Below are 25,295 nucleotides of genomic sequence, written 5' to 3'. Positions count from 1 at the left end.
TTGAAAATGCAGACTTTAAAAAAGTTGTTGAGAAGAGGCTCATCTGAACCTTCTGAGGGCCATCTCGGCGGCCACGCTTATCGGGTCTATCGTCGGGCTCACAGGCGGAGCGTAGGCGGTCTCAAGGTAGACGACGTCCTCAACGGTAGCTCCTTTCTGGGCGAGCGCCGACAGCGTCATTATCCTGCCCCAGACGCGTTCTCCACCGACTATCTGGGCACCGATGAGCCTCCTGTCGGACTTCCTGAAGATGACCTTGACTGTTATCGGCTTTCCGCCGGGGTAGTACTCCGGCTTGGTGGAGCCTTTGAACTTGCCGACCGCAACATCGATTCCCTCTTTCTTTGCCCTCTCCTCTGTTATGCCGAACGTGCCTATTTCAAGGCCGAACAGCTCGGTTATGGCGGTGTTGAAGACGGGCCTGAAGGAGACGTCCTTTCCGGCTATATGTTCGGCAGCAACCTTCGCCATTCTTACCGCCGTCGTTCCGAGCTGACTGAGCGTCCTCTCGCCGGTCACCGCGTCAATCACCTCCGCACAGTCGCCTATCGCGTATATGTCCGGGTCGCTCGTCTGCAGGTGCTCGTTCACCACTATGCCGCGGTTAACTTCGAGGCCAGCTTCCCTGGCGAGGTCAACGTTCGCCCTCACGCCCGTCGCGACAAGTACAAGGTCGGCCTCAACCTCTTCGTCGCCTATCCTAACCGCCTCAACGGGACTGCCGAGTATCTCGCTAACCCCAACGCCGAAGCGGAAGGAGACGCCGTGCTTCTCCATCTCCTCCTGGACGAGCTTGGCGGTGTCCCTGTCGAGCATCGTCGGCATGAGTCTGTCCATGAGTTCAACGACAAGGACTTCCATGCCGAGTTTGGCAAAGGCCTCGGCTCCCTCAAGGCCTATAAGCCCGGCACCTATAACGACGGCCTTCTTCGGCTTCCTCTCGGCTATGTAGGCCTTAATCCTCCTCACGTCGTCGAGGCTCTTGAGGGTGAAGACGCCCTCATTCTCAACACCCTTTATCGGCGGAATGAAGGCCTTTGAGCCGACGGCAAGGACGAGCTTGTCGTAGGGGACTTCGCCCTTGTCGGTGACCACGACCTTCCTCTCGCGGTCTATGGCTTTAGCTTCGGTGTTTAGCATGAGGTTAATCTTCTGCCTCTCGTAGAACTCGTTCGGGAAGACGATAACATCTTCGGGCTTCTCGATCGTGCCGCTGATGACGTGCGGCAGGGCGCAGGGTGAGTACTGCATGGTCGGCTCCTTACCGATAACGGTTATCTCGGCCTTCCTGTCGAGCTTGCGCATGAACAGCGCGAAGTTGCTTCCGGCTGTGCCAGAACCGACGACCACGATTTTCATGAGCACCACCGGAGGGAGAAAGGCGCGGAGGTATAAAAAGTTGGCTTTTGGTTAGTTCAACGATAGGCCCTTTCGCGGGGTTCAACCTTCAGGATAACAACGGTGTTCTCGTCCCAGCGGATCGTATAAAGAACCCTGTAATTGCCAAGTCTAACTCGGTAAGCCCTCTCAGAACCACGCATCTTTTTGACGTCAAAACTTTCCACTGGAACTGGATTGATTTTCAGGGTCTCAACGAGCTCGGCAAAACGCTTTATATGAGCTGGAGGGAGACTTCTTATCCCTTTCTCGGCTCTCTTGCCGATGATGACCTTGAAGCTCATAGTCCAAGCTCCCTCTTCAGCTCTTCCCACTCCTTCCCGCTCTCAAGGGCCTCCCTTTCGAGGGCTTCTATTTCCTCGGGGCTTTCACCTTCTTCCTCCTCAACGAGCCTCGCCTTGAGCATCAGGAGGGCCTTTTCCATCTCGTCCAGTCTTTTCCTCATCTCGCGAATATCGTAGAGGAGAACGTTTATCGGGTCGGCTTCCATGTTCTCACCGCCTTTGGATAGGCAGGAGAATATAAAAGGGTTAAGCTTAAGGCTCAACAACAGTCCCGTTGTGCCTGCCCTTGACCACGTCGAAAAGATGGTATGCATCGCTCTTGCCCACGATGTAGGTCTTTATCTTGCCGCGCTGGATGAACTTCGCGGCTAAAGCATCAACAACGCCGCTTCCCCCAGCTTTACTCTCGGCCTCCATTGCAATCTCGACGAGCCCTTCCGGTGTTATCCTGTCGAGCTTCCTCGCGTTCGGGTTCTTCTTCGGATCCGAGTCGTAGACGCCGTCAACGTTGGTGACGACGACGAGAAGGTCGGCCTGAAGGTACTCAGCGAGAAGTGCCGCTACCGCGTCCGTCGTGTGACCTGGATGCGTTCCGCCCATTATCGGTATCTTCTTGAGCTGGATGACCTCCCACGCCTTACGGAAGTCCTGGATAACGAAGGGATATGCCTTTTCGCCGAGGGCAGCTATCAGGAGCATCGCGTTGGCCCTTGTGATGTGGATTCCAATGTAGTCCTTGAAGGTCTCGTTGGGCGTGAATGTCTTCGCGGCTTGGATGTACTTGCGCGCGACCTTTCCACCGCCGACTACAACCGCTACCTCGTGGTCTTCGCTTATCTTGATGAGCTCGTACGCTATCGCCTTAATGAAGTCCACGTCCGGGTCGTCGGGAACGAGAACTGAACCGCCTATGTCAAAGACTATTCTCATGATGACCCTCACGGTGCTAATCGGGGCCCCTTTATAACCTTTTTCTCGACGCTGGGGTGTTAAAAAGAAGGGGCGCGAGAAAGCGCTCATCCAATCTGGAAGGCACTCGTACGGAGCTCTCCGCGCTCGAAGCGGTACGGGTCGTACCACTCCCAGTCGAGCGGTACCCTGCTCCTTCCTTTGGTCATGAACTCCGCCATCGCCTCTCCAACGGCAGGCGCCATCATGAAGCCGTGCCCGCTGAAGCCCGCCGCTATGTAGAAGTTGTCGAGGAGCTTTCCGATGGCGGGGTTCTTGTCGGGAGTTTTTGCATAGAAACCTGCCCACTGGCGGACTATGTGGGCGTAGCGGAGCGGAGGGGCTATCTTTACTGCATACTTCAGAACACCGCGCAGGAAGTCGTAGGTCGGCTCGTAGTCGTTGAGGCTCCTTGCTTTGTGTTCTATCCCAGCACCGCAGATTATTCCGCCGTCCTCGCCGTCCTGGATTATGTAGGCGTCGTCCCAGGCCGGCGGGCAGACCAGTGGTTCGGCCTGTCCCCTCTCCAGTGGTTCGGTCTTGACGAGCTGGTGCTTGTACGCCGTTATGGGAACGAGGTCCCGCTTTAAGCCGGCCATCTCGTTGATAAGCGGTGCCCACGCATTGGCCGCGTTCAGGACGGCATCAACTTTAACTGTCTCGACCTTTCCGTTGCTCCTGAATTTGACTGCAGTTATCTCGTCCCCCTCCCGCTCGAAGCCAATCACCTCCGTGTGCTCCCTCGCGTCGACGCCGAGCTCCTTGGCCCTGAAGAGATATGCAAAAAGCGTCTTGAAGGGGTTCGCCTTGCCGTCCTTCGGGTTCCATGCCCCGGCCAAGAACGGCTCGGTGTTGAGGATTGGCACTATCTCCTTGGCCTCGTCCATGTCGATGAGCCTCGTGGGAACGCCAAATCTGTTCTGGAGCTTTATGTTGTTTTTAAAGGATTCAACCTCCTCTTCGCTCGTCGCCAGGAAGAGGTAACCGGAGTGCCTGAAGCCTATCTCGGCCTCGAGCTCCTCCTCGAGCTTCTCCCACCGCTCGATGGAGTACTTCATGAGCCTGATGTTCGCCTCGTCCGTGAACTGGGCGCGGATGCCCGTTGCACAGCGGAAGGTCGAGCCGGAGCCGAAGTAGTTCTTCTCGAAGATGACTACCTCCTCGCCGAGCTTCGCAAGCTCGTAGGCGGTGGCAACGCCCGTTATCCCGCCGCCGATGATGGCTATTTTACTCATCGGCACCACCCACTATGACCTCTACACGGACGGGCCTGATCGGAACCCTCGCCCGCGGGAGCGGTATCTCCTCTGGCCTCTTCCCGGTCTTTCTGGCCAGTATACTGAGAACTATCGGGATGCAAGTCCTTCCCTGGCAGGGCCCCATGCCTATGCGAGTTAGACGCTTTATCTCCTCGATGTCCGTGACGCCTGAATCAATGAGTCTCTCTACATCTTCAACGGTGACGTCGTTACAGCGGCAGACGATTTTCTTCCCCATATCACTCACCCCTCTCGACCTTCACAGCCCTTACCTCCCAGGCGAGCTCGATGGGCACTTCTACCGTGATAATCGGCGTGTCGCCCTTGGTTTTCTCCCTGGGGACTACCGTGATGACTTTGCCCCTCCCAACAGGCTCTCCGACGCGGTTGAGGAGAACAACCTCTTCGCCTCTCTCTGGAACGGGGAGAAGTTCGTGGGGCATCGTTATTCTCGCCTTGTCGCCGACGTAGTGCACCATGAAGAAGGCCAGGCCGGGGCATATCTGGACGCAGAGGGAGCAGCCAATGCACTTCTCGTAGTCAACCATCGGCAGGTCGTTGGGTGTCGGCATGCTTATGGCGCCGGTGGGGCATATCTCCCTGCACGGGGCGCAGGGTATCTCCTGCGGGCACTCGGGGACGGCGACGGGCTTCGCCCTCAGCCTCTCCTCGCTCGGTTTCGGGATTATCTTGAAGAGCTCCTCCGGCGTTATGTATCCGTTTCTGAGGTAGGCAGGGATTTCACTCACCGGAAACACCCCCTGCGAGAACCTTCTTTATGCCCTCAAGCACGTGCCTGCCAAACGGCCCGGAGCGGAACTCCTCAAGGTCGCGCTGGGCCTTCTCCATCTCCTTGAGCCAGCTCTCGTCCGCTATGCCGAGCCTGAGGGCGGCGGCTATGCCCGCTATCTTCCCTTCGAGCATGGCGGTTGTGGCTTCCTCTATCCCAGCAGAGTCGCCGGCAACGAATATTCCCCTCACAGTGGTCTCCATCCACTCGTCGCGAACGGCTACATGGCCTCCGAGCTCGCGGACGAACTTTATCTGACAGCCGGCCTGGTGGAGTAGCTCGATGCTCGGCCTCAAGCCTACGGCGAGGGCTATGACGTCAACATCGAAGACTTTCTCGGTTCCGGGTATCGGCCTCCAGTTCTCGTCCAGCCTGGCAACGACAGCCCTCTCAACCTTCTCCTTCCCCTCGGCGCGCAGGATGGTGTGCCTCGTTAGTATCGGAATGCCTAAGCGCCTGACCTTGGCGGCGTGGACGAAGTAGCCCCCAATCTTGGGCATGGCCTCCACTATTGCCTTGACCTCAACGCCGGCCTGGAGGAGCTGGTAGGCGAGGATAAGCCCAACGTTTCCGGCTCCGACTATGAGAACCCTGTCGCCAGGCTTGACCCCGTAGGTGTTCATGAGGGTCTGAATCGCTCCCGCGCCGTAGATTCCAGGCAGGTCGTTGTTCTCGAAGGGTATCATCTTCTCCATGGCACCGGTGGCAACTATGACTGCCCTTCCGCGGAACTCAATCAGCTCGCGGTTGTCCCTGACGGCAAGGACGAGCTTCTCGTCACCCTCCTGGAAGATGCCGACGGCGGAAGTTTTGAGGAATACCTCAATGTTTTCCCTCTTTCTGGCCTCGTTCTCAAGGATTTTCGCTATCTCTACGCCCCTGACCCCCGCAAACTGCTCCCTCTTCCCGAAGAACTTGTGCGTCTGCTTGACGAGCTGGCCGCCGAGCATGTGGTTCTCGTCGAGGAGAACGACCTTTGCCCCTGCGTCTGCCGCGTGGATGGCCGCCATCAAGCCAGCCGGGCCACCGCCGATTACCACGATGTCACCCTTTACTACCTTTGCATCCTTGAACTCCGGCGGTTTTGCGTCCCTGGGCAGTTTGGCCTTCCCGTGCTGGGGCTCTATGGTCATGCCGTCTTCCACGAGGGTTATGCAGGAGCGGACGTTTGGGATTCCGTTGACGACCATGAGGCAGGAGGAACACTTGCCTATTGCACAGAAGAGTCCTCTCGGGCGCTTTTCGTTGGGGGAGTAGTTGAGAACCCGAATCCCCGCGGCGTGCAGGGCCGTCGCGATTGTTTCTCCCTCGTACGCCTTGATTGGCTGGCCTTTGAAGTAGATTGTGACTTCCCTGCCACGTTCAAAGCGCAGAATAGGGTGTTCATTTAAGCGCACGGTGTATCACCCATGTACTTATTCGTTCGCAAATTTATGAAAATTTTTCAACCCAATGGTGAACAACCTTTGGTTGCTGAGAATGCGCAAGCTACCAAAGCTTTATATATCGGGCCGTGGATAAGGTAGCTGGCGGCGGGCTAGGCCGGGGGGTTCGGCGTCCCCTGTAACCGGAAACCGCCGATATGCCGGGGCCGAAGCCCGGGGGGCGGTTCCCAAAACCGCGCCCCGAAGCCGGGGTATAACGATGAGCCCTCGTCCCGGGGGGCCGGCGGTGGGCGAGGTCCGGCTGGAGGGCCGGGCTAACGCCCTTTGCCCGCCGAACCCCGCCAGGCCCGGAAGGGAGCAGCGGTAGGCGGGACGTCCGGCGCTCCCGGGGTAGCGGGGGTGAGGGAGCCCCGGTGGAGGGGCGCGGCGGAGGGTTCCCACCCCCGGGCGCGCCCGCCGCCACTAAACTTTTGAACGGTTCTATGTAAATCTTAACGGTGGTTCCTATGCACCCTAAGGTAGGTTCCCTTCTCTCGAAGTTCCCAAGGGTTGAGCTTGTAAGGTGGGAGACGCCGATTCAGTACCTCCCGCGCGTCAGCAGGAAGCTCGGCGTCGATGTCTACGTCAAGCGTGACGATTTGACCGGCTTTGGAATCGGCGGAAACAAGGTGAGAAAGCTTGAGTTTTTGCTGGGCGATGCCGTGGCCAAAGGGTGCGACACGGTCATAACCACCGGCGCCGTTCACTCAAACCATGCCTTCGTCACGGCCCTCGCCGCGAAAAGCCTCGGTCTTGACGCTGTCCTCGTCCTCTACGGAAAGGAGCAGCTTAAAGGCAACTACCTCCTCGACAAGCTTATGGGGATAGAGACGAGGGTCTACGACGTTGAGAGGACAAGCGAACTCTGGCCGATAGCTCAGAAGGTTGCAGAAGAATTGAGGAATGCGGGTAAGAAGCCGTATCTGATTCCTGCTGGAGGTGCTTCCCCAGTGGGAACGCTCGGCTACGTAAGGGCCGCCGGCGAAATATACTCTCAGATTAGACAGCTTGGCGTCGAGTTTGACTCCGTTGTTGACGCCGTTGGGAGCGGCGGGACGCTGGCAGGTCTGCTTCTCGGTTCAACGATAATTGACGCTCCGTGGCAGGTCGTCGGTATAGACGTCGGGGGCTTCGTCGAGGGGCTTAACGAGCGGGTGAAGAACCTCGCGCTTGAGGCGGCTGAGCTTATGGGCCTCAGCGTTGATGTCCCCGAGTCAAAAATCTACGACTACGGCTTCGGCGCCTACGGAAAGATAGTGAGGGAAGTCGCGGAGCTCATAAGGTTCGTCGGAACGAGCGAGGGAATAATCCTCGACCCCGTCTACACGGGAAAGGCCTTCTACGGCCTCATGGAGCTGGCTGAGAAGGGCGAGCTCGGCGAAAGCGTGCTCTTCATACACACCGGAGGCTTTCCGGGGGTCTTCCACTACGGCGAGGAGATGCTTGAAACTATCAAAAAGCCTTAAATTCCCTTTCACTTTTTGCCTTTGAGGTGTCAAGATGGTGAGCCTTGAGGTCGAGCTCTTCGGGATACGCTTCGAGAATCCGCTGATTCTCGCGTCTGGAATCAACGACAAGGTTCCCGAGCAGTGGATACGCGCCCACGAGGAAGGGGCCGGTGGAGTCGTTACGAAATCAATAGGAATCGAGCCGAGGAAGGGCTACGACAACCCTACCATAGTTGAACTTCCCTGCGGACTGATAAACGCAATGGGTCTTCCCAACCCTGGCTGGAAGGGCTTCCTTGGGATGGTAGAGGGCTACACCTTTGACTTTCCGCTGATAGTCTCAATCTTCGGCGGAACGCCTGAGGAGTTCGCCTTTCTCGCCGAGAAGCTGAGCGACGTCGCTAATGCCTTCGAGCTCAACCTCAGCTGTCCCCACGCGAAGGGCTACGGCATGGAAATCGGTCAGAACCCGGAGAACGTTTACGAGGTTGTGAAAGCCGTCAAGGACGCCACCGATAAGCCGGTTATCGCGAAGCTGACGCCGAACATAGACGACATTACGAAGCTTGGCTTAGCCGCTGAAAAGGCTGGTGCAGATGCCGTCTCGGCCATAAACACGCTGAAGGCAATAGCCATTGACATCTACGCGAGGAGGCCAATCCTGAGCAACCGGGTTGGGGGCTACTCCGGGCCCGGCGTTAAGCCCGTCGCGCTCAGAGCGGTTTACGACCTCGCGAAGGTTCTTGACATTCCAGTGATAGGCATCGGTGGAATAACAACGTGGCAGGACGCGGTCGAGTTCCTTTTGGCCGGGGCCTCGGCGCTCCAGATTGGGACGGCGGTCTCGCTCAGGGGCTGGAAGGTCTTCAGGGAAATCAACGAGGGCATCGAAGCCTACCTCGAAAGCGAGGGCTTTTCGAGCGTGGAGGAGATAGTCGGCCTCGCTCTTGGCTGAGGTTTTATCCTGTTTTCCCGTGCCCTTTCTGGCCAAAAGAGCTTTATAGGGGAAAGTCTACTATACTATGGTGGGCTACTATGCCGATAACGAAGGTGACCCGGAACTACCAGATAACGATTCCGGCCGAGATTAGGAAGGCCCTTGGCATAAAGCAGGGCGAATACCTCACAGTTGAGCTGAGGGGAGATGAGATCGTCATAAGGAAGGCCGAGGTAGAGTGGCCAAGCCTTGATCTTGGCAGGGACTTTACACCGGAAGAAATTGAGAAGAACACTGAAAAGATTCTCAGGGAGGCTTCCAAATGGAAAGAGTAGCCGTCGTGGACACGAACGTGCTCATTTACTCAATCAACAGAAGCTCTGAGAAGTACGTAGAAGCAAGGGACCTCATACATTCCCTCGACAGAATCGTCCTGCCGACGATTGTGGTATACGAGTTCATATGGAATCTCGCAGTAGTGGGCGTTGTCCCTCAAGAAGCCGAAAAAACACTATCACAAATCCTCCTAAACGAAAGAGTAGTGCTCGCAGACGACAGAAAATACTTGCTTTCGGCATTTGAACTCTTTGAGAACTTCAGCCTCAAGCACTACAACGACTCCGTAATCCTCGCGATAGCTAAAGAGAAGGGAACCCTTGCGACCTACGACAAAAAGCTTAGAAAGCGTGCGGAAAAACTGGGGATTAAACTGCTTCCGGAGGTGGTCTAATGAAGCGCGCCGTAGTTTTGTTCTCCGGCGGGCTCGACAGCACGGCCTGCCTATACTGGGCGAAGAAGAACTACGACGAGGTCATAATGCTCACTGCTAACTACGGGAGCAACGAAGAGAAGGTTATGAACAGGGTCGCGGAGTTCTTCTCGAAGGAGCTGAACGTCCCGCTTAAGATTGTGAGGCTGGACTTCCTTGAGGAGTTCTCGAAGCTGAGGGGGACTACCCTCGTTGGCGGGGAGACCCCGAGGGTGAGCGCCGAGGAGCTTGAGGACGAGAACGTTGCCCAGGAAACCGCAAAGAGCGTGTGGGTTCCAGCAAGGAACCTCGTTCTCATAAGCGTTGCCGCCTCGCTCCTCGACGCCCTCGGTGGTGGAGACATAGTGGTGGGCTTTAACGCAGAGGAAGGGGCCACCTTCCCTGACAACACCCCCGAGTTCGTTGAAAAAATGAACGAGGCCCTGAAATACGGGACTATGGCCGAGGTCAGAGTGGTCGCTCCCCTGATAGGCCTCGACAAGAGAGGCATTGCGAGGCTCCTGAAGGAGCTGGGCGCAAAGTACGAGTACTCGAACTCCTGCTACATGCCAAAGGGCTTCACCGAGGACGGTAAACCTATACACTGCGGCGAGTGCGAGAGCTGCCTCAGGAGGCACCGCGGTCTGGTTGAAGCAATTGGGGAAGACAAAACGGTTTACGCGGTTGAGCCGAAGATTTAAACAGCATTTGTTCTTTCCAAACGTTTTTAATCGGATGTAAGGTATATTCTTAGGAGGTGAAAAAATGAACATTGTGAAGGCACGGGCCATTCTCTCGACGGTTCTGCTTGTGGTGTTCATTGGCGTTCTGTTCGTTACGGTGGGAGTGTTATACACAACCAAGACCGGCCATCCATTCCTTGGCATGGATAAGAATCAGCTCTTTAACATCAGAAACGTCTTAGGGCCGCTGATGAACGCGCTGATAATAGTCCACCTCGGGCTGAACTGGGGCATGTATAAAAATGAGTTGAAAGTTCTTTTCAGAAAGTAAGGCCTGAAACTGAATCTCCCAACGGGAGGTAGCGTCGTCTTTCCACCGCCCGGAGAGGATAGGGCAGTTTGCCTAGTTGGGCCAGAAGATAGGGCTAATTTATGTTTTGGACTGTCAGTGAGGTTGTTGTGGTTCCGGCCCCACCACCGCAAGATTTATAAATCTCCCCCTTCCCCTTATCATTGGGCGTGGGGCGGTAGCTCAGCCTGGGAGAGCGCCGGACTGAAGATCCGGGTGTCGGGGGTTCAAATCCCCCTCGCCCCACCACTTCTCGCATGCGGTGGTAGTCTAGCCTGGTCCAGGACACCGGCCTTCCAAGCCGGTGACCCGGGTTCAAATCCCGGCCACCGCACCAGAAATTTTCTCCATTCCCTAAAGACTTTAAAGAGGAGTCTCGTTGAATTTTCACAAAGCTTCAGCGCCGGCATGTGGAGCGGGCTTCTGATGATTACCTAGTTCAGAAGAGCCTACTGAGAAGCTCGTAATCATTCCAAATTCTGTAGGCTCTCTTGATTGTGTCTTGTTTTTTAAGAAGTTCGGCTAAAACTGATGATTTGTTTAGATGCTTAATTAGAAGCAATGAGTACGTCAAAAAAGCACTTTTGGTGCAATGCTTATGTCAGAAAGTGTTTTGGCGCCCGGGCCGGGATTTGAACCCGGGTCACGGGAGTGACAGTCCCGTATGATGGGCCGGGCTACACCACCCGGGCGCGTGATAGTGGCCGGCGGCGTTCCCGGTTTCCCGCCCCCTCTCGGAGGGCAGTACACCCGGGAACGCTGGCGGGCTTAACTTCCGGGGTCGAAACGAGACCGGGTGTAACCCCGCCGCTATGGCCGCCGTGCCGATTCATACCTGTCGTGATGGGTTTATAAATTTTGCGGTCGAGAAGCTTTAATAAGCCCGCATGCCTTAACGTCTCCAGGTGTGGACTATGGGACTGCTGGAAGACAAGGCCCTCGTTGAAGCCGCCCTGTTTGTTTCAGGGAGACCCCTCAGTGTCAGGGAGCTCTCAAAGGCCCTTGGGATAAAATCCCTAGATTACCTTGAGAAGCTCATTGAACTCATAGCGGCCGAGTACGCCGAGAGGAAGAGCGCAATAGAGGTCGTGAAGGTTCTTGGGGACAAGTACGTCATGCAGGTGAAGCAGGAGTACAGCCAGAGGGTAATCCACCTCATGCCGAGGCCCGACCTGAGGACGGGAGAGCTGAAGACCCTCGCCCTAATAGCATATCTCCAGCCCATAGAGCAGAGCAAGATCATAAAGCTTCGCGGGAGCCAGGCCTACGAGCACATCAGGAAGCTCACCGAGATGGGCCTGATATACGCTGAGCCCTACGAGAGAACAAAGCTCCTTGGAACCACCCAGAAGTTCGCCGAGCTGTACGGATTCCCTGATAACGACCCCGCTATAATCAAGGAGGCCTTTAAGAAGGTCGTCCACGCCGAATACAGCGACCTTATAGCCAAGCTTGAGGGCGGTTCTGGTGATAATTCTGAGGAATCAAACGGGGAAAGCTCTGAAACTGGTAAGACTTCTTGAGCTCCTAGTTATCCTTTTTCCCCAATAACGCAGAAATGAAGCCATTTCTTGGCCAAAGAAGTTAGGAGGAAAAGTTTAAATACTCCGCTTATCAATTACCATTAAGGTGAGTGCTATGGTAGGCCTTACAAAGGAGCAGATAGTTAATCGAATAATCCGGCATAGGGGCCTTTCAAAAGATGAAATTGAGGAGAGGATTGCCGAGCTGGCAATGACTCACGGTATTTCCGAGCACGCTGCAGCCGTCATGCTGGCCGAAGAACTCGGCGTCAAGCTCGATGAGGGGGAGGAGCTCCTCCACATTGCTGACCTGGTTCCGGGGATGAGCAACGTCAACATCGTCGCGAGGGTTCTGAGGAAGTTCCCGCCGAGGGAGTACCAGAAGAGGGACGGCACGACCGGAAAAGTCGCGAACATCATAATCTACGACTCCACCGGCCAGGCGAGGCTCGTCCTCTGGGATAACTTCGTCAACAGGTACTACGACGAGCTCAGTCCGGGTGACGTTATCAAGGTCATTGACCCCCTCGTCAAGGAGGGAATGAGGGGGATTGAGCTACACGCCAACTTCAGGACGAGAATTATCAAAGACCCCGACGACCCGCGCGTCAGCGAGATACCCCCGCTCGAAGAGGTCAGAACCTACAGCTACAGGAGAATGAAGATTAAGGACCTCGAAGGAAACGAGCGCTTCGTGGAGCTCAGAGGAACCATCTCCAAGCTCTACAGGGTGATAACCTATGATTCTTGCCCCGAGTGCAGGAGGAAGGTGGACTACGACCCAGCGAGCAACGAGTGGATATGCCCCGAGCACGGTTCCGTCAAGCCCCTCAAGATGGTCGTTCTCGACTTCGGACTGGACGATTCAACCGGCTACATCCGCGTTACGCTCTTCGGAGACGACGCCAGCGAACTGCTCGGCGAGAGCCCGGAGGGGATAGATGAGAAGCTCAGGAAGCTCATCGAGGAAGGTCTGACCATGAGGGAGGCAGGCAGGAAGCTCGCGGAGGAAGTCTACTACCCGCTCCTCGGCAGGGAGATAATCGTCAGGGGCAGTGTTACCGAAGACAAGTTCCTCGGAACCCTGCTGAAGGCGAGAACCTGGGAAGAAATCAACGAGAGGCGTGAAATTGAGCTTGTGAGAAGGGAGCTTAGGGAAGTTTTGAAGGCCTTCGGTGGTGAGTGAAATGGAGGAGGTAAAGTTCAGGCGTAGAAAGCCCGCTGTCGAGAGGAAGATTGCCGAAATAAGGGAAGATGACACCCGCGTCTCCATTATCGGCAAGGCTTTCAAGGTCGACAAGCTCGACTACACCTTCTGGCTCGACGACGGTACTGGAGTCATACTCGTTGAGAGCGAGGAGAACGTCCTGCCCGAAAACGGCCAGATAGTTAGGGTCATCGGCAGGGTCATACGGAGCGATGAAGATGTTCACATTTTTGGCGAAGTGATACAGGACTTCAGCAACGCCGACCTGGAGGCTCTTGAAGAGATAAGGGAGCTCGAAAGGAAAGTCCTGCCGAAGATTGAAAACGTCATTGACTTCTTTGGGGGTGAGGAGCTATGAAGAAGCGCCTCCCAGCGAGCAGGGTTTACATCAAGGACATCCTTGACGGCTACTACGTGCGGAGCGAGGGCGACTTTGAGCCCAACTACCTCATAACAAGGGACGCGAGGAAGGTCTACCGCGTAAAGGTCGTCGCCACCGTAGTCAGGGAGCCCGTGATAAGCGACGACGAGACCTACGGCAAGTTCCAGATTGACGACGGAACCGGGACAGTATGGGTTCTCGGATTCAGAGACGACACGCGCTTCATAAGGCTAGTCAGGAAAGGGGACCTCGTGCAGATAATCGGAAAAGTCGCTGAATGGCGCGACGACAAGCAGATACTCGTCGAGGGAGTTGCGAAGGTAAGCCCGAACTTCTGGATACTCCACCGCTTTGAGACACTCAAGGAGAAGGTCGAGCACGCCGAGAAGGCGAGAATGGCCTTTGATATCTACGACAGGTACGGTGTGACCGCCAAGGCAAAGGTCATAGCCAAGAACAAGGGCATTGATGAGGAGCTTCTTCAGACGATAGACGAACTTTATGCTATGATGCTCGAACAGAGGGCCCTTGAGGAGGAGCTGATAGAGGAGGAAGTAACCGAAGAGACCGAGGAGACACCTGTTAACCCTGAACTTGAGAAGGCCAAGGAGGCCATCATGAACCTCCTCAGGGAGAAGGGCAAGGCACTGTCCCACAAGTTTATCGTGAAGAAGCTGTCCAAGGAGTTTGACGAGGAAATAATAGAAGAAGCCATTAGCCAGCTCCTCGCCGACGGCGAAATCTACGAGCCGGAGATAGGCTTCTACGAGCCCCTCTGAGCTCTTTTCTTCTCTCTTCTATTGCCCAAAATAGTAGAAGGTATTCAGTACTGCTCGCGCATCGTCCTGATTACTGGGTCGTGTATCAGCGTAGATGTTATGCTGTCCACCATGCGGAAGAACTCCTCTTTTCCTTCCTCAAGGCCAAGGCTCTCAATCCGAACCAGCTCGCAGTCCTTTCCTAGTATCCATCTGCCGAGGAGGATTTTCTCCCTGCCATCTTTCTGGAGGTCGAGCCTTATGAGGCCGTAGGGTATGTCAGCCGTCCACCAGTTGGCCTTGAAGGTCACCCTCCAGCCTGCCGCCTCAACGACCTTGGCGAGCTTTTCTAGAGTCTTCGTGGGGCCGTGGGGAGTCTTGAACGTGAGTACGGTCCATAACTCTTCGTTTTCCAGCTCTCTAACTATCTCGTCTCCAAACTCCATATCCATCACCTCACGAGTGAAGCTATCATGAACGCCACGACGGCGAGGAATATGCTTATTTTAAGTAACTTCTGCGAGAGATGGGCGGCCTCCCTGTCCTGCGAGCGCAGGATGAGGTAGGCCGAATAGAGGATTAATGCATCTACGGGCACCATCGCAATGTAGCTTACACCTACCCCTGCTTTGACGGGAAGGAACGACGCAATGACCGTGAGGAACGCGAAGAGCGCTCCTATGTAGGCCGACTTTTTCTTCCCTATCACTATCGGGAGGGTCTTTGCCCCCTTTGCGAGGTCTCCTTCAACGTCCTCTATATCCTTTATGACCTCCCTGGCGACGTTCACGAGGAACGCACAGAGGGCCAGGTGGCCCGCGAGACCTATCTTCCCTACCGCTATGGCGCCATAGAGCGGCGTTGCGGCCGTCAATCCGGCGACGACAACGTTGCCTACAAAGGGCAGAGGCTTGAGCTTCCAGGCGTAGAGGAACATCATGAGGTACGCCACTGCCGCGAATATGAGGGCGTAGATGCTTATGAGAGAGGCAAAGGCCAGGCCCAACGCAAACAGCACCATCGAGTACCAGAATGCTGCCCTCCTGCTCATCGCGCCCCTGGGCAGGGGCCTGTCCGGGCGGTTTATTCTGTCTATCTCGTAGTCGAAGTAGTCGTTTATCGTGTTGCCCGCCGCACACCCCAGCGTGACCACCAGGAAGACCAGCAGGGCCTTTGTGGGGTCTGGAAAGTGGCCCGCCGCCACTATTGCTCCGAGGAGGCCCACTACCCCCGCCAAGATGCAGTTGTGGGGTCTGGTTATTTCTACGAGGGCCTTTGCCTCCAAGTTACCACCGTCCAACTATTATGGTTAGCATTTAAAACCTTGTAGGTTCAGAGTTCGTCTCTCCTCAGGAGGGCCAGCTCCTCACCCGTCTCCAGGACTCTCATTCTGCCGAAGCGGATTTCCCTTACCTCGCTGAGGGCTTCTTCGCTGAGCGGGGTCAGCAGCTGGAGGGTCCCGTTGCTGAAGTTCACCCATTTGAGTATTCCAAGGCCAAGGCAGAGGCCGTCTCCGTCTATGAGGCCGACGAGCAGGTTGCTCAACTTTTCGAAGTCAACGGCGTGAATCGAGCGGTAGCCCCTCTGGAAGTTCTCCTCGTCCGCCTTCACCACCGTGTAGTGTCCGTCCCTCTCCCAGCCCGCCAGGACAAGCCACCTGAGGGCCCTTGAGAGGAGCGTTTTCTCGCTCTCTTCCAGTGGGCGGCCGTTAAAGAGTGAAGTCCCTGTTACGGCAACGTCTGAGAGGCTGAACTCGACAAGCCTGGAGCCGGAAAAGTACGCCTTCCACTTCTCGAAGCGTATCTCCCGCCTTTCGTCCCTTTCGACCTTCCGTGCGTTTTCGCTGACTCCAAGCCTGACGATTTCCCCGTAGGGAGAAAGCGCACGGGCCAAAGGCTCAAGCTCTCCCTCCTTCTGAAGGATTACGATTATGTCTGGCCTTATGAGTTCTGCCTTGAGGCGCTTCATCTCAAAGCCTGCCCCCGTCACGAAGCCGGTCGTGTCCACGATGACAACGTCTGCGCTCCTTTCTGCGATGTCCGTGAGCCTCTTTACTCCAACCGCCATCTCGCCTATGAACTGGGCCGGTGAGACCGTGCCTATGAAGTAGTGAGCCACCCCTTCCAGCTCTGAAGTCGTCAGGAACGGCTCCTCTGGAAACGCGAGGCTTACCGTGGCTGGTGGCAGGATTCCCTTCTGGCCCACGTCCGAGTCCACTATGGCAACGCTCTTTCCGAGCCCGATGAGCTCGTTGGCCAGGAACGTCACCAGTGTGCTCTTTCCGGTGTCCGGGCTGCCTATGGCCATGATTTTAACCGTGTCGCGTGATGACAGCTCTGCCAGGAGTTCTAACCTGTCGGGTGGGACATCGCGGGTGTACTTGGCCTTGTTCATGGTCTATGATTTTCGGGGGCAGTTAAAAAACCTTAGGTCTGGAACGCTTAGAAAAACTTATAAATCCTCCCGTTTCCAGTGCAAAAGCGAAAAATTTGATTTGACGTTTATCGCACTTGAATTGGAAAAATTGCAAGGTGGTGGAAAATGAGTGAAAAAAACGCCCTGACCTCACGACAACTCAAGCTCCTCAAGAAGCTCTATGAAGACGGGAGGAGGATTGAGGTTCACACAGTCGAGAAGACCCAGGACGAGCTTGCCAATGAACTTGGGATAACTAGGCAGGCCCTCAGCAACCACCTCAAGGTTCTCAAGGAGCTTGGGTACATAAGGACTGGCAGGGGCTTCATTGACCTCACAGACAAGGCCCTTGAACTGCTAGGCGAGAAGAAGGGGGACGTCTTCGTCTTCGTGAAGATAGAACCCACAAAGAGGAGGCAGGTCTACAACGCAATAAGGAAGCTCAAAATAAAGAAAATCTACCGCGTCACCGGTGACGTGGACTTAATCATAGAGGCAGACAAGACGAGGCTCGACGAGATTCTTGAGGAGATAGCCTCCCTCGACGGCGTCAAGGAGACCAACACCCACCTCGTCCTTGAGACCCTATGACTTTGACCTCATTTTCTTTTCCATGAGTTTTTTGAGCTCCTCAAGGTTCTTGCCGAACTTCGCCGAGATTGGAACGAAGGTCTCTGGAATCTCCGAGTAGGGCACCCCAAACTTTTCGGCGAGGAAGTGTATAGTCCTCTCGACGTTCCTGACCTTGTCAATCTTGTTGACCGCAACCACCGTCGGTATCTCAAGCTCCCTCAGGAACTGGTAGAACTCCACGTCTATCGGAATCTCACCACGCTTCTCCCAGCGCTCTATTATCTCAGGGGAGGCTTTTCCGTCGACGACGAGGACTGCGAGCTCTATCTTGTCCGCGTTGTCCTCGATGAAGTGGACTATCTCGTCCTTAATTCGCTCCTGGACGTGCTCTGGAAGCCCGCTCATGAACCCGAATCCCGGGAGGTCTACGACCTTTTTTCCCCTCCACTCGATTTCAACGGGCTTCCTCGTCACGCCGGGCCTCTTTCCCCGCTTTACCTTCTTTCCAGTTAGCTTGAAGATGAGGGTGCTCTTACCAACGTTTGACCGCCCGGCAAATATTATCATCTTTCCCACCGGGCTGAAGTTCATTCGGGGCTTTTAAAAGGTTTGGCGGAAAGGTTAAGTATAGTTAGAGACAAACCTCTGCGGTGGTAGGCATGCCTGAGGATGCACGGGCTAACCAACTTGTAAACAAGTTCGTCATTTCCCTTACCGAGGGCAAGATACTTGGTTACGTCACCGACATAAACGTTGAGGTTGAGGGTGACCAGTTCTACTTCATCCTCAAGATGAAGGAAATCGAGAACCTCGGAAAAGGCCAGAGCATATTCACCAGCGAGAAAAAGCTCAAGATATCTCCCGACGACATAGTTAACGTCGGGCCAGACGTCATAATCCTCGGCGACGGCAAGGTACCCCCTCTCAGGGAGATTGAGAGGCTCCACCAGATAGCCGAGGAGTACAACAACCTCATGAGCGAGCTTGAGGCCAGAGAAAAGCTCATCGAACAGCTCAAGGAGGAGAATTACCACTTTAAGCGGGAGCTTGATGAACTTCAGCGTGAACTCAGGAAGTTCCAGATTATGAAGGACGACTTTGACCACCTCAAAGAACAGCTCGTGAGACAGGAGGGGCAGCTTGAGATGGCCAAGGAGTACATAAGGCTCCTTGAGGGACTCAGGGGAGACATTGACAAGATTAAGAGCGACGTTGAATCGCTGATCCAGAGGCAGCTTGAAGAGGTCGTTAGAGGGATAATAGACGAGGAGCTAAACGCAAGGGGATTGAAGAAAACGAGCTTTATTTAGCCGAATATGCTCGAACCGAAGGCGTGTAGCAGGATCTCCACCGCAACCAGTATGAGAGTCATTGCTATGACGCCCTTCGGGCTCACCTTTACTGCCCTCGTGTCCTCGTCGAAGAACCTCATGAGTCCTGCCCCGGTTGGGGGTAGTGTCGTCTTTTCCTTTGCCATACTATCACCTGCCTTGAGTTTTCCCCATGATATTTAAGCTTCACGGTGTTCACGGTAAGGTTTTTAAACGCTCCGTTCAAGACCGCTCGGGAAAGGGCTCTGCCCAATGAATCCCGCTGATGAATGGAGGTGGGAGGAATGGCCACTTTCAAGCTCGTTATATCGAACCCCAAGACCGGTATCGCGAAGCAGGTTGAGATAAGCGGTGGCGAGGCAGAAATACTCGTTGGAAAGCGCATTGGAGACGAGGTCTCGGCTAAGGAGCTTGGTCTCAACCTCAGGGAGATATTCGGCGACGAGAGCATTCCCGAGGATGCCAAGCTCAGGATAACCGGTGGAACCGACAAGGACGGCTTCCCCATGAGGCCGGACGTCCACGGCCCGAGGAGGGTCAAGATACTCCTCTCCAAGGGGCCCGGGTTCAGGCCCAGGGAGAAGGGTGAGAGGAGGAAGAAGACCGTCCACGGCAACACCATAAGCCCGAACATCGTCCAGGTCAACCTGAAGATAGTTCTCTGAGCCCCTTTGATTTTCTCTTCTCTTTGCGGTAACCTTAATAAACGTCTTCGTTTTCTAAGCTTAGGGGTGAGAGAAGATGGCAAAGAAGAAGGAGTTTAGACAGGCTGAAGTTAACATAGGTATGGTAGGTCACGTTGACCACGGTAAGACGACGCTCACAAGGGCCCTCACAGGAATCTGGACCGACACTCACAGTGAGGAGCTCAGGAGGGGTATTACAATAAAGATAGGCTTCGCCGACGCGGAGATAAGGAAGTGCCCGAAGTGCGGCAAGTATTCAACTTCTCCGATATGTCCCTACTGTGGCGCTGAGACCGAGTTTGAGAGGCGTGTCTCCTTCATAGACGCCCCCGGCCACGAGGCGCTGATGACCACCATGCTCGCCGGTGCCTCGCTCATGGACGGTGCTGTTCTCGTCGTCGCTGCCAACGAGGGAGTCATGCCCCAGACGAGGGAGCACCTGATGGCTTTGCAGATAGTCGGCAACAGGAACATAGTTATAGCGCTCAACAAGATTGAGCTCGTCGATAGGGAGACCGTTATGAAGCGCTACCAGGAGATTAAGGAGTTCGTGAAGGGAACCGTTGCCGAGAACGCTCCGATAATCCCGATTTCAGCTCTCCACGGTGCGAACGTTGACGTCCTCCTCGCGGCGATAGAGAAGTTCATACCGACGCCTGAGCGCGACCCGAACAAGCCGCCCAAGATGCTCGTCCTGAGGAGCTTCGACGTGAACAAACCGGGTACTCCACCGGAAAAGCTCATCGGCGGTGTTATTGGAGGCTCTATAGTCCAGGGCAAGCTCAAAGTTGGCGACGAGATAGAGATAAGGCCCGGCGTTCCCTACGAGGAGCACGGCAGGATAAAGTACGAGCCGATAACCACCGAGATAGTCTCCCTCCAGGCCGGCGGACGCTTTGTTGAAGAGGCTTACCCTGGTGGACTCGTTGGTGTTGGGACAAAGCTCGACCCGTACCTCACCAAGGGCGACCTCATGGCCGGAAACGTCGTAGGAAAGCCCGGCCAGCTCCCGCCGGTATGGGACGAGCTCAGGCTTGAAGTCCACCTGCTTGAGCGCGTCGTTGGAACCGAGGAAGAGCTCAAGGTCGAGCCTATCAAGAGGAGAGAGGTGCTCCTCCTCAACGTCGGAACCGCCAGGACGATGGGTCTAGTCACTGGCCTCGGCAAGGACGAGGTCGAGCTTAAGCTCCAGATTCCGGTCTGTGCCGAGGTCGGCGATAGAGTCGCCATTAGCAGGCAGGTCGGGAGCAGGTGGCGCCTCATCGGATACGGCTTCATTAAGGAGTGACCCCTCTTCTTTTCCTTTCCGGTGGTCGGCATGAAAAAGAGGGAGTGGCTTGTTGTCCCGGACACTAACTTCCTCCTCATCCCCGGCCAGTTTGGGGTCGACATAGTTTCCGAGCTCAACAGAATCCTCGACGTGAAGTTTAAAATCGTCGTCCCAAACGTGGTTCTCGAAGAGCTCGACGTCATCGAGAAAAAGACGCGAGGAAAGGATTTGCTCGCGGTCAGGATGGCGAAGAAATTAGTGGAGAGGTTTGAGAAGGTTGAAATTGGAAAGTTCGGCGAGAGGCCGATAGACGACCAGATTTACGACTTCGCGGTCAAAAACGAGCGCGTTATTGTCTGCACCAACGACAAGGGGCTGAAGAAGCGCCTCCGCGAGAAGGGCATCCCCGTCGTCTACCTCCGCTCGAAGAAGATACTTGAGCTTGAAGGAATGCTGGAGTAGTTAGGGCTTTTATCGGCTCAATGTTGCGGTGCTTTATCTCGAGCATTGTTCATTTAGTTTCAACTCCTCCGCAACTTTAAGGTAAAGCTCTATAGTCTTTTTAATGTTCCTTAGAACTTCTTTTTTAGCCCCCTGACTCACGCATCCCGGCAGGTTGGGACGTAGGCAATATAACTGCTCCCCGGCTGGTTCAAAGATAACCCAAAATTTCACCATTGTCCCCCAATACTCAACTTGTGGGCTATAAATTTAAGCCGATTCCATAGTTGTGCATAAACTATAATCCCTGTCCAAGGTAACCATCGGATCTTAATTATAAATTTAAACTTATTGTTGGAAACTTATTGTTTAAAAAAGCTTAAATTATAATCAAATTCAAAGCACTGATGGAAAAATCTATAGGAGGGAGCACCATGGAATATCTACCACCTGTAGGGGGAGATATTGGGGTTCCAGCAGATACGTTTGTTGGAGTTAATGATGTGTTTGGAGTTAACTATGGGTTATATTAAATGCCGTTGGATACGCGTATGCTGCGGTAGTCTGGGTAGCGGTGGGCGCTATATTAGTGGCCGTTGAGGTAGTTAAGGAAATCTTTGAGCTTTATGACCCCAGAAAGCTCGGTGTGAAGGAGGTTTAAAACCTATGGAAACATTACCCTACCTTAATGATCTTTACGTGGCCAGTGATGGATTACTTCAGATATTTCTAAAAAATTTAAAAGAGCCTCTTAGGACTGCTCAACTTCCAGGTTTCCTTGAAAAATGGGACAAGTATGTAAAAGCGAGAAGAGCACTTAAATCTTGGCTTGATGGGATAAAAGGTCCCGTATTCGCTGCAATCGACCTAACATACAAGTGTAATCTTAAATGTCCATACTGCTATGTAGCTGCTCCGTTGAGAAAATCTGCTCCAGAACTGCCAACTGAAATTGTCCTGAGAGCGATTGATGAACTTGCAAAATTGGAAACTCTCGGGATATGTTTGTGCGGTGGGGAACCTGTCTTACACAGAGAATTCTTTAGAATCATAGAATATGCAAATGATGCAGGTATTCCAGTTAATTTTGTGACTAATGGTACCTTAATCACTGAAGAATTTGCTAAAAAGCTCTCTGAGTTAAATATTGGAAGTGTGCAGGTTTCGTTGGATGGATCAAAACCGGAAATCATGGACAGACTAAGGGGAAATGGAATATTTCACAGAGCAGTTGATTCAATAAAAAGACTCATAGACTATGGGATAAATACATCTGTTGCATTTTGTGCAACTCGTATTAACATCCAGGACTTTCCCAATGTAGTTGAGTTGGCATCAAAATTGGGAGTGTTTGAAGTTAGATCTATGTACTTTGTTCCTGAGACTGAGGCACATATCAAACTAGCTCCTTCAGAAAGCCAATACAAAGAGTTATTGCAGTGGATCTACGATAACAGAGAGGACTTCACAATAAAAGTTGACTTCGGTGACCCAACAGAGCATATAATCCTTGGGCCATATATTAATTCTGTCGTTATAACAATAAGCGCTGAAGGATACATTCTCCCTACCCCCTACCTGAACTTTGCATATGGGCATGTAACTGATGGGATTGAAGCTCTCTGGCCCGAACTTAGGGAGGCTTGGAAACAGAATCCAGTCCTATTAACAGTATCCTCATATTTAAAGACGGAGAAAGACTTTGTGAAATTGAATAATGTTGGATTGACTCGAAAAAATGGGAGGGGATATATAGATTTGAGTAGAATTTCCACAGATCAACAGTTAGAGCTTTCTAGAAAAATAAGGAGCGTGTTAATATGAAAGAGGAAGAGATCTATGTGGATCCACAAATTGTGAAAAATATAGCAGAGACGCTAAAAAACATCCAAAAAATGAAAGTAAAACAAGACAAAAGAGTAAAATGGAGGAGAGAAAATGACGGACGGATTATAACATTCAATCCAATTACTGGGAAAATATGTGTAATGAATCCAACTCTCGCCGAAATATACGTTATGACCAAAAATCCCAAGGGGTGTACCTTCGAGACTTTAATAAGGGCCCTCAAGCAGAGATTCCCCACTATCGATGAAAAACAGCTGAGGAGTGATGCCCTAAGGGCAGTGACATGGCTTTTCATAAATGGATTTGTTTACCTTGAAGATACCAGCAAGAAGATACATATAGTGGATGTTATTATAGAGGTCTCCAATCAGAAGAGGGGGCTGCGCCAATGAAGGCTTCAAGACTCGTGACGATGATAGTTCTAGGTACCTGTCTTTTCTTCATTGTAGGAATTCTCATAATTTTGAATGGGGGCCTTTCGGCTTTGGATCTTCCGCTTTTTGTAGCGTTAATAGTACTGGTGCTTTGGATGTTAAAAGTTGTTGTTTCGTGTCCCCTATCTGTTAATGTCTTAGACGAGCATAATATTGTAATTAAGACCTTGCTCGGAAACAAGAAGGTAAGGGCCTCTAAAATGGACGTTGTCGATGTAAATGCATTCCTCATCGGAAGGACATACGGAGTTGGTATAGACACTAAGGACATCAAAGTTGGAACCTTCAGGACAGTAAGGGGAGATAACGTCTGGGCATGTTGTGTTGGTACAAAGGGGGTGCTTATTGAAACAAACAACGGCAAAAAGATACTGGTGGGGCTTGATGAGGTGAGAGGTACAATAAGCCTTCGGGGGCATGTGTATGACAAAGGTTAAAACAGTAATATCAAAAGAGTTCTGGACATATTTTGGAAGCAGAGAGACCCTTTACTCTATTATTCTTCCCGCGGTTTCAATGGTATTTGTGCTGAGCTTTGTAATTGTTACTAGATCACAGTATATCACGCCTCAATCAAGGGCCCTTGCATACAAACAGATAACTTCCAATCCCCAGCTGTTTGGAATAACAGAAAGCCTGCTTCAAGTTCTGGGGGACGACGCTATAACAATTGCCACCCTCATAGTCCAGATACCAATGGTTATCCAGATATTTTCGTTTATTTCGACATATAACGCTATAGTGGCATCCTTTGCTTTCGAAAGGATAAATAAGACAATGGAAGTACTTTTCGCTTCTCCCTTAAGTGAGAGTGAGATAATCCTAGGAAAGATCATCGCAAGTATCATTGCTGGAACCCTCACAATGCTATCAGGGATTTTAATTAATGTTGCCGCAATCCAGTATGTTTTCATACAACATGTGGGAAGGTTATGGACGCCTACACTGGGCTATATGTTTTTGACGGTCGCTATGTCAATATCAATGCTTCTTTTTGCTATACCTATTGGCCTCACCCTTAGTGTGAGGGCTAAAAACGCAACTCAGATTAAGCTGGGGGGATTAGTCGGTATTATGCCATTATTGCTCTTTTTATTGGCAAGCAAGGTTCCACCGCAGACGTTTTTTTCCATTGTGCAGATAATTGGGCTAACCAGCCTGGTAGTTTCAATAATCCTGGTGTGCTTGTCTAGAAGGCTCATAAATCGCTTTTCATTCATAATAAACTAAAGGTGGTTCCTATGCTCGAAGTTGAAAATATCTCTGCAGGCTATGGGAAGGAGAATGTAATAAACGACATAAGCTTTACTATAAAAAAAGGAGAACTCTATGTGCTACTTGGCCCTAATGGTTCAGGAAAAACCACCACTTTTAGAGCTATCTCAGGGATCATCCCGCTTTCCAAAGGGAGAGTCATTATAGAGGGCATTGACCTGGAGAGAGAGCCAGAACTGGCAAAAAGGAAGCTGGGTTATTTGCCAGAGGGTGAGAGGGTATATCCCAATATTAGTGTGTATAAAAACCTTCTATTCTTTGCGGAGATCTACGATGTGGACAGGGGGAAGATTGATGTGGTCTTAAAAGAATTTGGACTTGAAAAATACAAAAACAGCCCAGCAGGTTACCTAAGCAGAGGAATGAGAAAGAAACTTGCGCTTGCCAGGGCACTTCTCCATGACCCGGAAGTTATCATTCTTGATGAGCCCTTCAGCAACTTGGACATGTCCACAGTCTTGAGATTGAGGGACGAAATAAAGAAAATGATTGAGAACGATAGAATTATCCTTTTTTCTACCCATATCTTAAGTGAACTTCAGTACTTCGAGGATGTAAACTGTAAGGTTGCATTTATCAACGAAGGAAGGATTATACTGGAAAGAGAACTTGAAGAACTCGCTGGAAGCGTCAATAACATCCTTGTGGTGTTTAGAGTAAATGACAAGACGAAAGCAATGGAAGTGCTCACCAATCTGGGGTATGATGTCAGCATTGAACAGTCTGGGGTAGTAGTTAGAGTTTCCAACTACCACAAAGAGGTTCCTGCAATCCTAAAGGTTCTACTTACGCATGATATTACCGTGTACGAGGCAAGGCCAAAGGAGTCCCCCGTAGAAAGGTTCTATAGAGATTTTGTTGATATTTGATATTAGCTCCCCAAA

34 protein-coding genes, 3 tRNA genes, 1 rRNA gene and 1 other RNA gene are annotated in these 25,295 nt (G+C 52.8%); 24 read left to right on the top strand and 15 right to left on the bottom strand.

The genetic code is table 11. The features are described from left to right. Positions 1-39: 39 nt before the first annotated feature. The 8 genes from ACZ5ER_RS00615 to ACZ5ER_RS00580 form a co-directional block, all read right to left on the bottom strand. A complete protein-coding gene (locus tag ACZ5ER_RS00615) occupies positions 40-1,359 on the bottom strand; it encodes an NAD(P)/FAD-dependent oxidoreductase (protein ID WP_050002578.1) in 1,320 nt (439 codons plus the stop codon). A gap of 56 nt (positions 1,360-1,415) precedes the next feature. Next, positions 1,416-1,712, bottom strand: a complete 297-nt coding sequence (locus ACZ5ER_RS00610) for a type II toxin-antitoxin system RelE family toxin (RefSeq protein WP_158506634.1) — start codon at positions 1,710-1,712, stop codon at positions 1,416-1,418. Continuing rightward, entirely contained in the window at positions 1,679-1,888 is a 210-nt protein-coding gene (locus tag ACZ5ER_RS00605; RefSeq protein WP_050002580.1) for a hypothetical protein, read from the bottom strand. The genes ACZ5ER_RS00610 and ACZ5ER_RS00605 overlap by 34 nt, the downstream gene beginning before the upstream one ends. Before the next feature lie 46 nt (positions 1,889-1,934). Further along, a complete protein-coding gene (gene pyrH, locus ACZ5ER_RS00600) occupies positions 1,935-2,612 on the bottom strand; it encodes a UMP kinase (protein ID WP_464935037.1) in 678 nt (225 codons plus the stop codon). 86 nt (positions 2,613-2,698) lie between these two features. Next, complete coding sequence (locus tag ACZ5ER_RS00595) at positions 2,699-3,865, bottom strand: NAD(P)/FAD-dependent oxidoreductase (RefSeq protein WP_464935036.1); 1,167 nt, start codon at positions 3,863-3,865, stop codon at positions 2,699-2,701. Next, a complete protein-coding gene (locus ACZ5ER_RS00590; RefSeq protein WP_464934570.1) occupies positions 3,858-4,127 on the bottom strand; it encodes a (2Fe-2S)-binding protein in 270 nt (89 codons plus the stop codon). Before ACZ5ER_RS00590 ends, ACZ5ER_RS00595 begins: the two co-directional genes overlap by 8 nt. A 1-nt stretch (position 4,128) precedes the next feature. Further along, complete coding sequence (locus tag ACZ5ER_RS00585; RefSeq protein WP_464934569.1) at positions 4,129-4,638, bottom strand: 4Fe-4S dicluster domain-containing protein; 510 nt, start codon at positions 4,636-4,638, stop codon at positions 4,129-4,131. Beyond that, positions 4,631-6,076, bottom strand: a complete 1,446-nt coding sequence (locus tag ACZ5ER_RS00580; protein ID WP_464934568.1) for an FAD-dependent oxidoreductase — start codon at positions 6,074-6,076, stop codon at positions 4,631-4,633. The genes ACZ5ER_RS00585 and ACZ5ER_RS00580 overlap by 8 nt, the downstream gene beginning before the upstream one ends. A 133-nt stretch (positions 6,077-6,209) precedes the next feature. Here ACZ5ER_RS00580 and ffs point away from each other — a divergent pair. From ffs to ACZ5ER_RS00535, 9 genes are all read left to right on the top strand, one after another. Then, an RNA gene (gene ffs, locus ACZ5ER_RS00575) (signal recognition particle sRNA) lies at positions 6,210-6,523 on the top strand. A gap of 47 nt (positions 6,524-6,570) precedes the next feature. Next, positions 6,571-7,569, top strand: coding sequence for a pyridoxal-phosphate dependent enzyme (locus ACZ5ER_RS00570; protein ID WP_464935034.1), 999 nt, complete (start codon positions 6,571-6,573; stop codon positions 7,567-7,569). A gap of 37 nt (positions 7,570-7,606) precedes the next feature. Continuing rightward, the gene (locus ACZ5ER_RS00565; RefSeq protein WP_464935033.1) at positions 7,607-8,506 is read left to right on the top strand and encodes a dihydroorotate dehydrogenase; all 900 of its coding nucleotides are present in this window, start codon (positions 7,607-7,609) and stop codon (positions 8,504-8,506) included. Between the two features lie 80 nt (positions 8,507-8,586). Then, positions 8,587-8,823 (top strand): AbrB/MazE/SpoVT family DNA-binding domain-containing protein, encoded by a 237-nt coding sequence (locus ACZ5ER_RS00560; RefSeq protein WP_050002588.1) that lies wholly within the window; start codon positions 8,587-8,589, stop codon positions 8,821-8,823. After that, the gene (locus tag ACZ5ER_RS00555) at positions 8,811-9,218 is read left to right on the top strand and encodes a PIN domain-containing protein (protein WP_464934567.1); all 408 of its coding nucleotides are present in this window, start codon (positions 8,811-8,813) and stop codon (positions 9,216-9,218) included. Before ACZ5ER_RS00560 ends, ACZ5ER_RS00555 begins: the two co-directional genes overlap by 13 nt. Continuing rightward, positions 9,218-9,937: a 7-cyano-7-deazaguanine synthase QueC gene (gene queC, locus ACZ5ER_RS00550; RefSeq protein ID WP_050002590.1), complete on the top strand. Its 720-nt coding sequence runs from the start codon at positions 9,218-9,220 to the stop codon at positions 9,935-9,937. Before ACZ5ER_RS00555 ends, queC begins: the two co-directional genes overlap by 1 nt. A 64-nt stretch (positions 9,938-10,001) precedes the next feature. After that, positions 10,002-10,250 carry a DUF4405 domain-containing protein gene (locus tag ACZ5ER_RS00545; RefSeq protein ID WP_464934566.1) on the top strand — a complete coding sequence of 83 codons (249 nt, stop codon included), beginning with the start codon at positions 10,002-10,004 and terminating at the stop codon, positions 10,248-10,250. A gap of 190 nt (positions 10,251-10,440) precedes the next feature. Beyond that, positions 10,441-10,517 (top strand) — tRNA-Phe (locus ACZ5ER_RS00540). Positions 10,518-10,527: 10 nt separating this feature from the next. Continuing rightward, positions 10,528-10,605 (top strand) — tRNA-Gly (locus ACZ5ER_RS00535). Between the two features lie 277 nt (positions 10,606-10,882). Here the strand turns inward: ACZ5ER_RS00535 and ACZ5ER_RS00530 are convergent. Next, positions 10,883-10,960: transfer RNA gene (locus tag ACZ5ER_RS00530), tRNA-Asp, on the bottom strand. 10 nt (positions 10,961-10,970) lie between these two features. Next, positions 10,971-11,092, bottom strand: a 5S ribosomal RNA gene (gene rrf / locus ACZ5ER_RS00525). Between the two features lie 90 nt (positions 11,093-11,182). On the opposite strand from rrf, the gene scpB reads away from it, so the two are divergent. The 4 genes from scpB to ACZ5ER_RS00505 all read left to right on the top strand — a co-directional run bounded on the left by scpB (position 11,183) and on the right by ACZ5ER_RS00505 (position 14,159). After that, complete coding sequence (gene scpB, locus ACZ5ER_RS00520; RefSeq protein WP_050002591.1) at positions 11,183-11,791, top strand: SMC-Scp complex subunit ScpB; 609 nt, start codon at positions 11,183-11,185, stop codon at positions 11,789-11,791. A gap of 115 nt (positions 11,792-11,906) precedes the next feature. Then, positions 11,907-12,977, top strand: coding sequence for an OB-fold nucleic acid binding domain-containing protein (locus ACZ5ER_RS00515; protein WP_464935237.1), 1,071 nt, complete (start codon positions 11,907-11,909; stop codon positions 12,975-12,977). Between the two features lies 1 nt (position 12,978). Then, positions 12,979-13,356 carry a replication protein RepA gene (locus tag ACZ5ER_RS00510; protein WP_050002593.1) on the top strand — a complete coding sequence of 126 codons (378 nt, stop codon included), beginning with the start codon at positions 12,979-12,981 and terminating at the stop codon, positions 13,354-13,356. Further along, on the top strand, positions 13,353-14,159 hold the full coding sequence (locus tag ACZ5ER_RS00505; RefSeq protein WP_464934565.1) for an OB-fold nucleic acid binding domain-containing protein: 807 nt from the start codon (positions 13,353-13,355) through the stop codon (positions 14,157-14,159). Before ACZ5ER_RS00510 ends, ACZ5ER_RS00505 begins: the two co-directional genes overlap by 4 nt. Positions 14,160-14,203: 44 nt before the next feature. Here the strand turns inward: ACZ5ER_RS00505 and ACZ5ER_RS00500 are convergent, their stop codons facing one another. Genes ACZ5ER_RS00500 through ACZ5ER_RS00490 form a run of 3 tightly spaced genes read right to left on the bottom strand, consistent with a single transcriptional unit; the run spans position 14,204 to position 16,532 of the window. Beyond that, positions 14,204-14,584 carry a ribonucleoside-triphosphate reductase gene (locus ACZ5ER_RS00500; protein ID WP_464935236.1) on the bottom strand — a complete coding sequence of 127 codons (381 nt, stop codon included), beginning with the start codon at positions 14,582-14,584 and terminating at the stop codon, positions 14,204-14,206. A gap of 5 nt (positions 14,585-14,589) precedes the next feature. After that, positions 14,590-15,423: a geranylgeranylglycerol-phosphate geranylgeranyltransferase gene (locus ACZ5ER_RS00495; RefSeq protein ID WP_050002596.1), complete on the bottom strand. Its 834-nt coding sequence runs from the start codon at positions 15,421-15,423 to the stop codon at positions 14,590-14,592. 47 nt (positions 15,424-15,470) lie between these two features. Beyond that, the gene (locus tag ACZ5ER_RS00490) at positions 15,471-16,532 is read right to left on the bottom strand and encodes a Clp1/GlmU family protein (protein ID WP_464934564.1); all 1,062 of its coding nucleotides are present in this window, start codon (positions 16,530-16,532) and stop codon (positions 15,471-15,473) included. Positions 16,533-16,679: 147 nt separating this feature from the next. Between ACZ5ER_RS00490 and ACZ5ER_RS00485 the strand changes: the two genes are divergently transcribed. After that, entirely contained in the window at positions 16,680-17,144 is a 465-nt protein-coding gene (locus ACZ5ER_RS00485; protein WP_050002598.1) for an Lrp/AsnC family transcriptional regulator, read from the top strand. Here ACZ5ER_RS00485 and engB read toward each other — a convergent pair. Beyond that, entirely contained in the window at positions 17,139-17,693 is a 555-nt protein-coding gene (gene engB / locus ACZ5ER_RS00480) for a GTP-binding protein EngB (protein WP_464935235.1), read from the bottom strand. The two genes, ACZ5ER_RS00485 and engB, sit on opposite strands and share 6 nt — an antisense overlap. A gap of 92 nt (positions 17,694-17,785) precedes the next feature. On the opposite strand from engB, the gene ACZ5ER_RS00475 reads away from it, so the two are divergent. Next, complete coding sequence (locus tag ACZ5ER_RS00475) at positions 17,786-18,436, top strand: hypothetical protein (protein WP_464934562.1); 651 nt, start codon at positions 17,786-17,788, stop codon at positions 18,434-18,436. Here the strand turns inward: ACZ5ER_RS00475 and ACZ5ER_RS00470 are convergent. Beyond that, the gene (locus ACZ5ER_RS00470) at positions 18,433-18,603 is read right to left on the bottom strand and encodes a preprotein translocase subunit Sec61beta (RefSeq protein WP_050002601.1); all 171 of its coding nucleotides are present in this window, start codon (positions 18,601-18,603) and stop codon (positions 18,433-18,435) included. The genes ACZ5ER_RS00475 and ACZ5ER_RS00470 overlap by 4 nt on opposite strands. 138 nt (positions 18,604-18,741) lie before the next feature. Between ACZ5ER_RS00470 and ACZ5ER_RS00465 the strand changes: the two genes are divergently transcribed. The 9 genes from ACZ5ER_RS00465 (at position 18,742) to ACZ5ER_RS00425 (ending at position 25,280) form a co-directional block, all read left to right on the top strand. Then, on the top strand, positions 18,742-19,122 hold the full coding sequence (locus ACZ5ER_RS00465; protein ID WP_050002602.1) for a 30S ribosomal protein S6e: 381 nt from the start codon (positions 18,742-18,744) through the stop codon (positions 19,120-19,122). A gap of 76 nt (positions 19,123-19,198) precedes the next feature. Next, positions 19,199-20,431, top strand: a complete 1,233-nt coding sequence (gene eif2g / locus ACZ5ER_RS00460; RefSeq protein ID WP_464934560.1) for a translation initiation factor IF-2 subunit gamma — start codon at positions 19,199-19,201, stop codon at positions 20,429-20,431. Positions 20,432-20,461: 30 nt separating this feature from the next. Continuing rightward, positions 20,462-20,875, top strand: a complete 414-nt coding sequence (locus ACZ5ER_RS00455) for a PIN domain-containing protein (protein WP_050002604.1) — start codon at positions 20,462-20,464, stop codon at positions 20,873-20,875. 386 nt (positions 20,876-21,261) lie between these two features. Then, entirely contained in the window at positions 21,262-21,387 is a 126-nt protein-coding gene (locus ACZ5ER_RS00450; RefSeq protein WP_265100833.1) for a hypothetical protein, read from the top strand. Positions 21,388-21,520: 133 nt separating this feature from the next. After that, complete coding sequence (locus ACZ5ER_RS00445) at positions 21,521-22,678, top strand: radical SAM protein (protein WP_081947197.1); 1,158 nt, start codon at positions 21,521-21,523, stop codon at positions 22,676-22,678. Next, positions 22,675-23,094, top strand: a complete 420-nt coding sequence (locus ACZ5ER_RS00440; protein WP_464934559.1) for a hypothetical protein — start codon at positions 22,675-22,677, stop codon at positions 23,092-23,094. The genes ACZ5ER_RS00445 and ACZ5ER_RS00440 overlap by 4 nt, the downstream gene beginning before the upstream one ends. After that, the gene (locus ACZ5ER_RS00435) at positions 23,091-23,573 is read left to right on the top strand and encodes a hypothetical protein (protein ID WP_464934558.1); all 483 of its coding nucleotides are present in this window, start codon (positions 23,091-23,093) and stop codon (positions 23,571-23,573) included. The genes ACZ5ER_RS00440 and ACZ5ER_RS00435 overlap by 4 nt, the downstream gene beginning before the upstream one ends. Beyond that, complete coding sequence (locus tag ACZ5ER_RS00430) at positions 23,560-24,366, top strand: ABC transporter permease (protein ID WP_050002607.1); 807 nt, start codon at positions 23,560-23,562, stop codon at positions 24,364-24,366. Before ACZ5ER_RS00435 ends, ACZ5ER_RS00430 begins: the two co-directional genes overlap by 14 nt. 11 nt (positions 24,367-24,377) lie before the next feature. Beyond that, positions 24,378-25,280 carry an ABC transporter ATP-binding protein gene (locus ACZ5ER_RS00425; protein WP_464934557.1) on the top strand — a complete coding sequence of 301 codons (903 nt, stop codon included), beginning with the start codon at positions 24,378-24,380 and terminating at the stop codon, positions 25,278-25,280. The last annotated feature ends 15 nt before the right edge of the window (positions 25,281-25,295 follow it).

This window comes from Thermococcus marinus (assembly GCF_055389025.1).
The sequence above is the reverse complement of the archived record's forward strand: the minus strand, read 5'-3'. Positions and strand labels throughout refer to the sequence as shown.

Bases quoted from the DNA above. Each gene is read 5' to 3' on its own strand.
- ACZ5ER_RS00615 (WP_050002578.1), bottom strand. From the start codon at position 1,359: ATGAAAATCGTGGTCGTCGGTTCTGGCACAGCCGGAAGCAACTTCGCG.
- ACZ5ER_RS00605 (WP_050002580.1), bottom strand. From the start codon at position 1,888: ATGGAAGCCGACCCGATAAACGTTCTCCTCTACGATATTCGCGAGATG.
- pyrH (WP_464935037.1), bottom strand. From the start codon at position 2,612: ATGAGAATAGTCTTTGACATAGGCGGTTCAGTTCTCGTTCCCGACGAC.
- ACZ5ER_RS00595 (WP_464935036.1), bottom strand. From the start codon at position 3,865: ATGAGTAAAATAGCCATCATCGGCGGCGGGATAACGGGCGTTGCCACC.
- ACZ5ER_RS00590 (WP_464934570.1), bottom strand. From the start codon at position 4,127: ATGGGGAAGAAAATCGTCTGCCGCTGTAACGACGTCACCGTTGAAGAT.
- ACZ5ER_RS00570 (WP_464935034.1), top strand. From the start codon at position 6,571: ATGCACCCTAAGGTAGGTTCCCTTCTCTCGAAGTTCCCAAGGGTTGAG.
- ACZ5ER_RS00560 (WP_050002588.1), top strand. From the start codon at position 8,587: ATGCCGATAACGAAGGTGACCCGGAACTACCAGATAACGATTCCGGCC.
- ACZ5ER_RS00555 (WP_464934567.1), top strand. From the start codon at position 8,811: ATGGAAAGAGTAGCCGTCGTGGACACGAACGTGCTCATTTACTCAATC.
- queC (WP_050002590.1), top strand. From the start codon at position 9,218: ATGAAGCGCGCCGTAGTTTTGTTCTCCGGCGGGCTCGACAGCACGGCC.
- ACZ5ER_RS00545 (WP_464934566.1), top strand. From the start codon at position 10,002: ATGAACATTGTGAAGGCACGGGCCATTCTCTCGACGGTTCTGCTTGTG.
- scpB (WP_050002591.1), top strand. From the start codon at position 11,183: ATGGGACTGCTGGAAGACAAGGCCCTCGTTGAAGCCGCCCTGTTTGTT.
- ACZ5ER_RS00515 (WP_464935237.1), top strand. From the start codon at position 11,907: ATGGTAGGCCTTACAAAGGAGCAGATAGTTAATCGAATAATCCGGCAT.
- ACZ5ER_RS00510 (WP_050002593.1), top strand. From the start codon at position 12,979: ATGGAGGAGGTAAAGTTCAGGCGTAGAAAGCCCGCTGTCGAGAGGAAG.
- ACZ5ER_RS00505 (WP_464934565.1), top strand. From the start codon at position 13,353: ATGAAGAAGCGCCTCCCAGCGAGCAGGGTTTACATCAAGGACATCCTT.
- ACZ5ER_RS00500 (WP_464935236.1), bottom strand. From the start codon at position 14,584: ATGGAGTTTGGAGACGAGATAGTTAGAGAGCTGGAAAACGAAGAGTTA.
- ACZ5ER_RS00490 (WP_464934564.1), bottom strand. From the start codon at position 16,532: ATGAACAAGGCCAAGTACACCCGCGATGTCCCACCCGACAGGTTAGAA.
- ACZ5ER_RS00485 (WP_050002598.1), top strand. From the start codon at position 16,680: ATGAGTGAAAAAAACGCCCTGACCTCACGACAACTCAAGCTCCTCAAG.
- engB (WP_464935235.1), bottom strand. From the start codon at position 17,693: ATGATAATATTTGCCGGGCGGTCAAACGTTGGTAAGAGCACCCTCATC.
- ACZ5ER_RS00475 (WP_464934562.1), top strand. From the start codon at position 17,786: ATGCCTGAGGATGCACGGGCTAACCAACTTGTAAACAAGTTCGTCATT.
- ACZ5ER_RS00470 (WP_050002601.1), bottom strand. From the start codon at position 18,603: ATGGCAAAGGAAAAGACGACACTACCCCCAACCGGGGCAGGACTCATG.
- ACZ5ER_RS00465 (WP_050002602.1), top strand. From the start codon at position 18,742: ATGGCCACTTTCAAGCTCGTTATATCGAACCCCAAGACCGGTATCGCG.
- eif2g (WP_464934560.1), top strand. From the start codon at position 19,199: ATGGCAAAGAAGAAGGAGTTTAGACAGGCTGAAGTTAACATAGGTATG.
- ACZ5ER_RS00455 (WP_050002604.1), top strand. From the start codon at position 20,462: ATGAAAAAGAGGGAGTGGCTTGTTGTCCCGGACACTAACTTCCTCCTC.
- ACZ5ER_RS00450 (WP_265100833.1), top strand. From the start codon at position 21,262: ATGGAAAAATCTATAGGAGGGAGCACCATGGAATATCTACCACCTGTA.
- ACZ5ER_RS00445 (WP_081947197.1), top strand. From the start codon at position 21,521: ATGGAAACATTACCCTACCTTAATGATCTTTACGTGGCCAGTGATGGA.
- ACZ5ER_RS00440 (WP_464934559.1), top strand. From the start codon at position 22,675: ATGAAAGAGGAAGAGATCTATGTGGATCCACAAATTGTGAAAAATATA.
- ACZ5ER_RS00435 (WP_464934558.1), top strand. From the start codon at position 23,091: ATGAAGGCTTCAAGACTCGTGACGATGATAGTTCTAGGTACCTGTCTT.
- ACZ5ER_RS00430 (WP_050002607.1), top strand. From the start codon at position 23,560: ATGACAAAGGTTAAAACAGTAATATCAAAAGAGTTCTGGACATATTTT.
- ACZ5ER_RS00425 (WP_464934557.1), top strand. From the start codon at position 24,378: ATGCTCGAAGTTGAAAATATCTCTGCAGGCTATGGGAAGGAGAATGTA.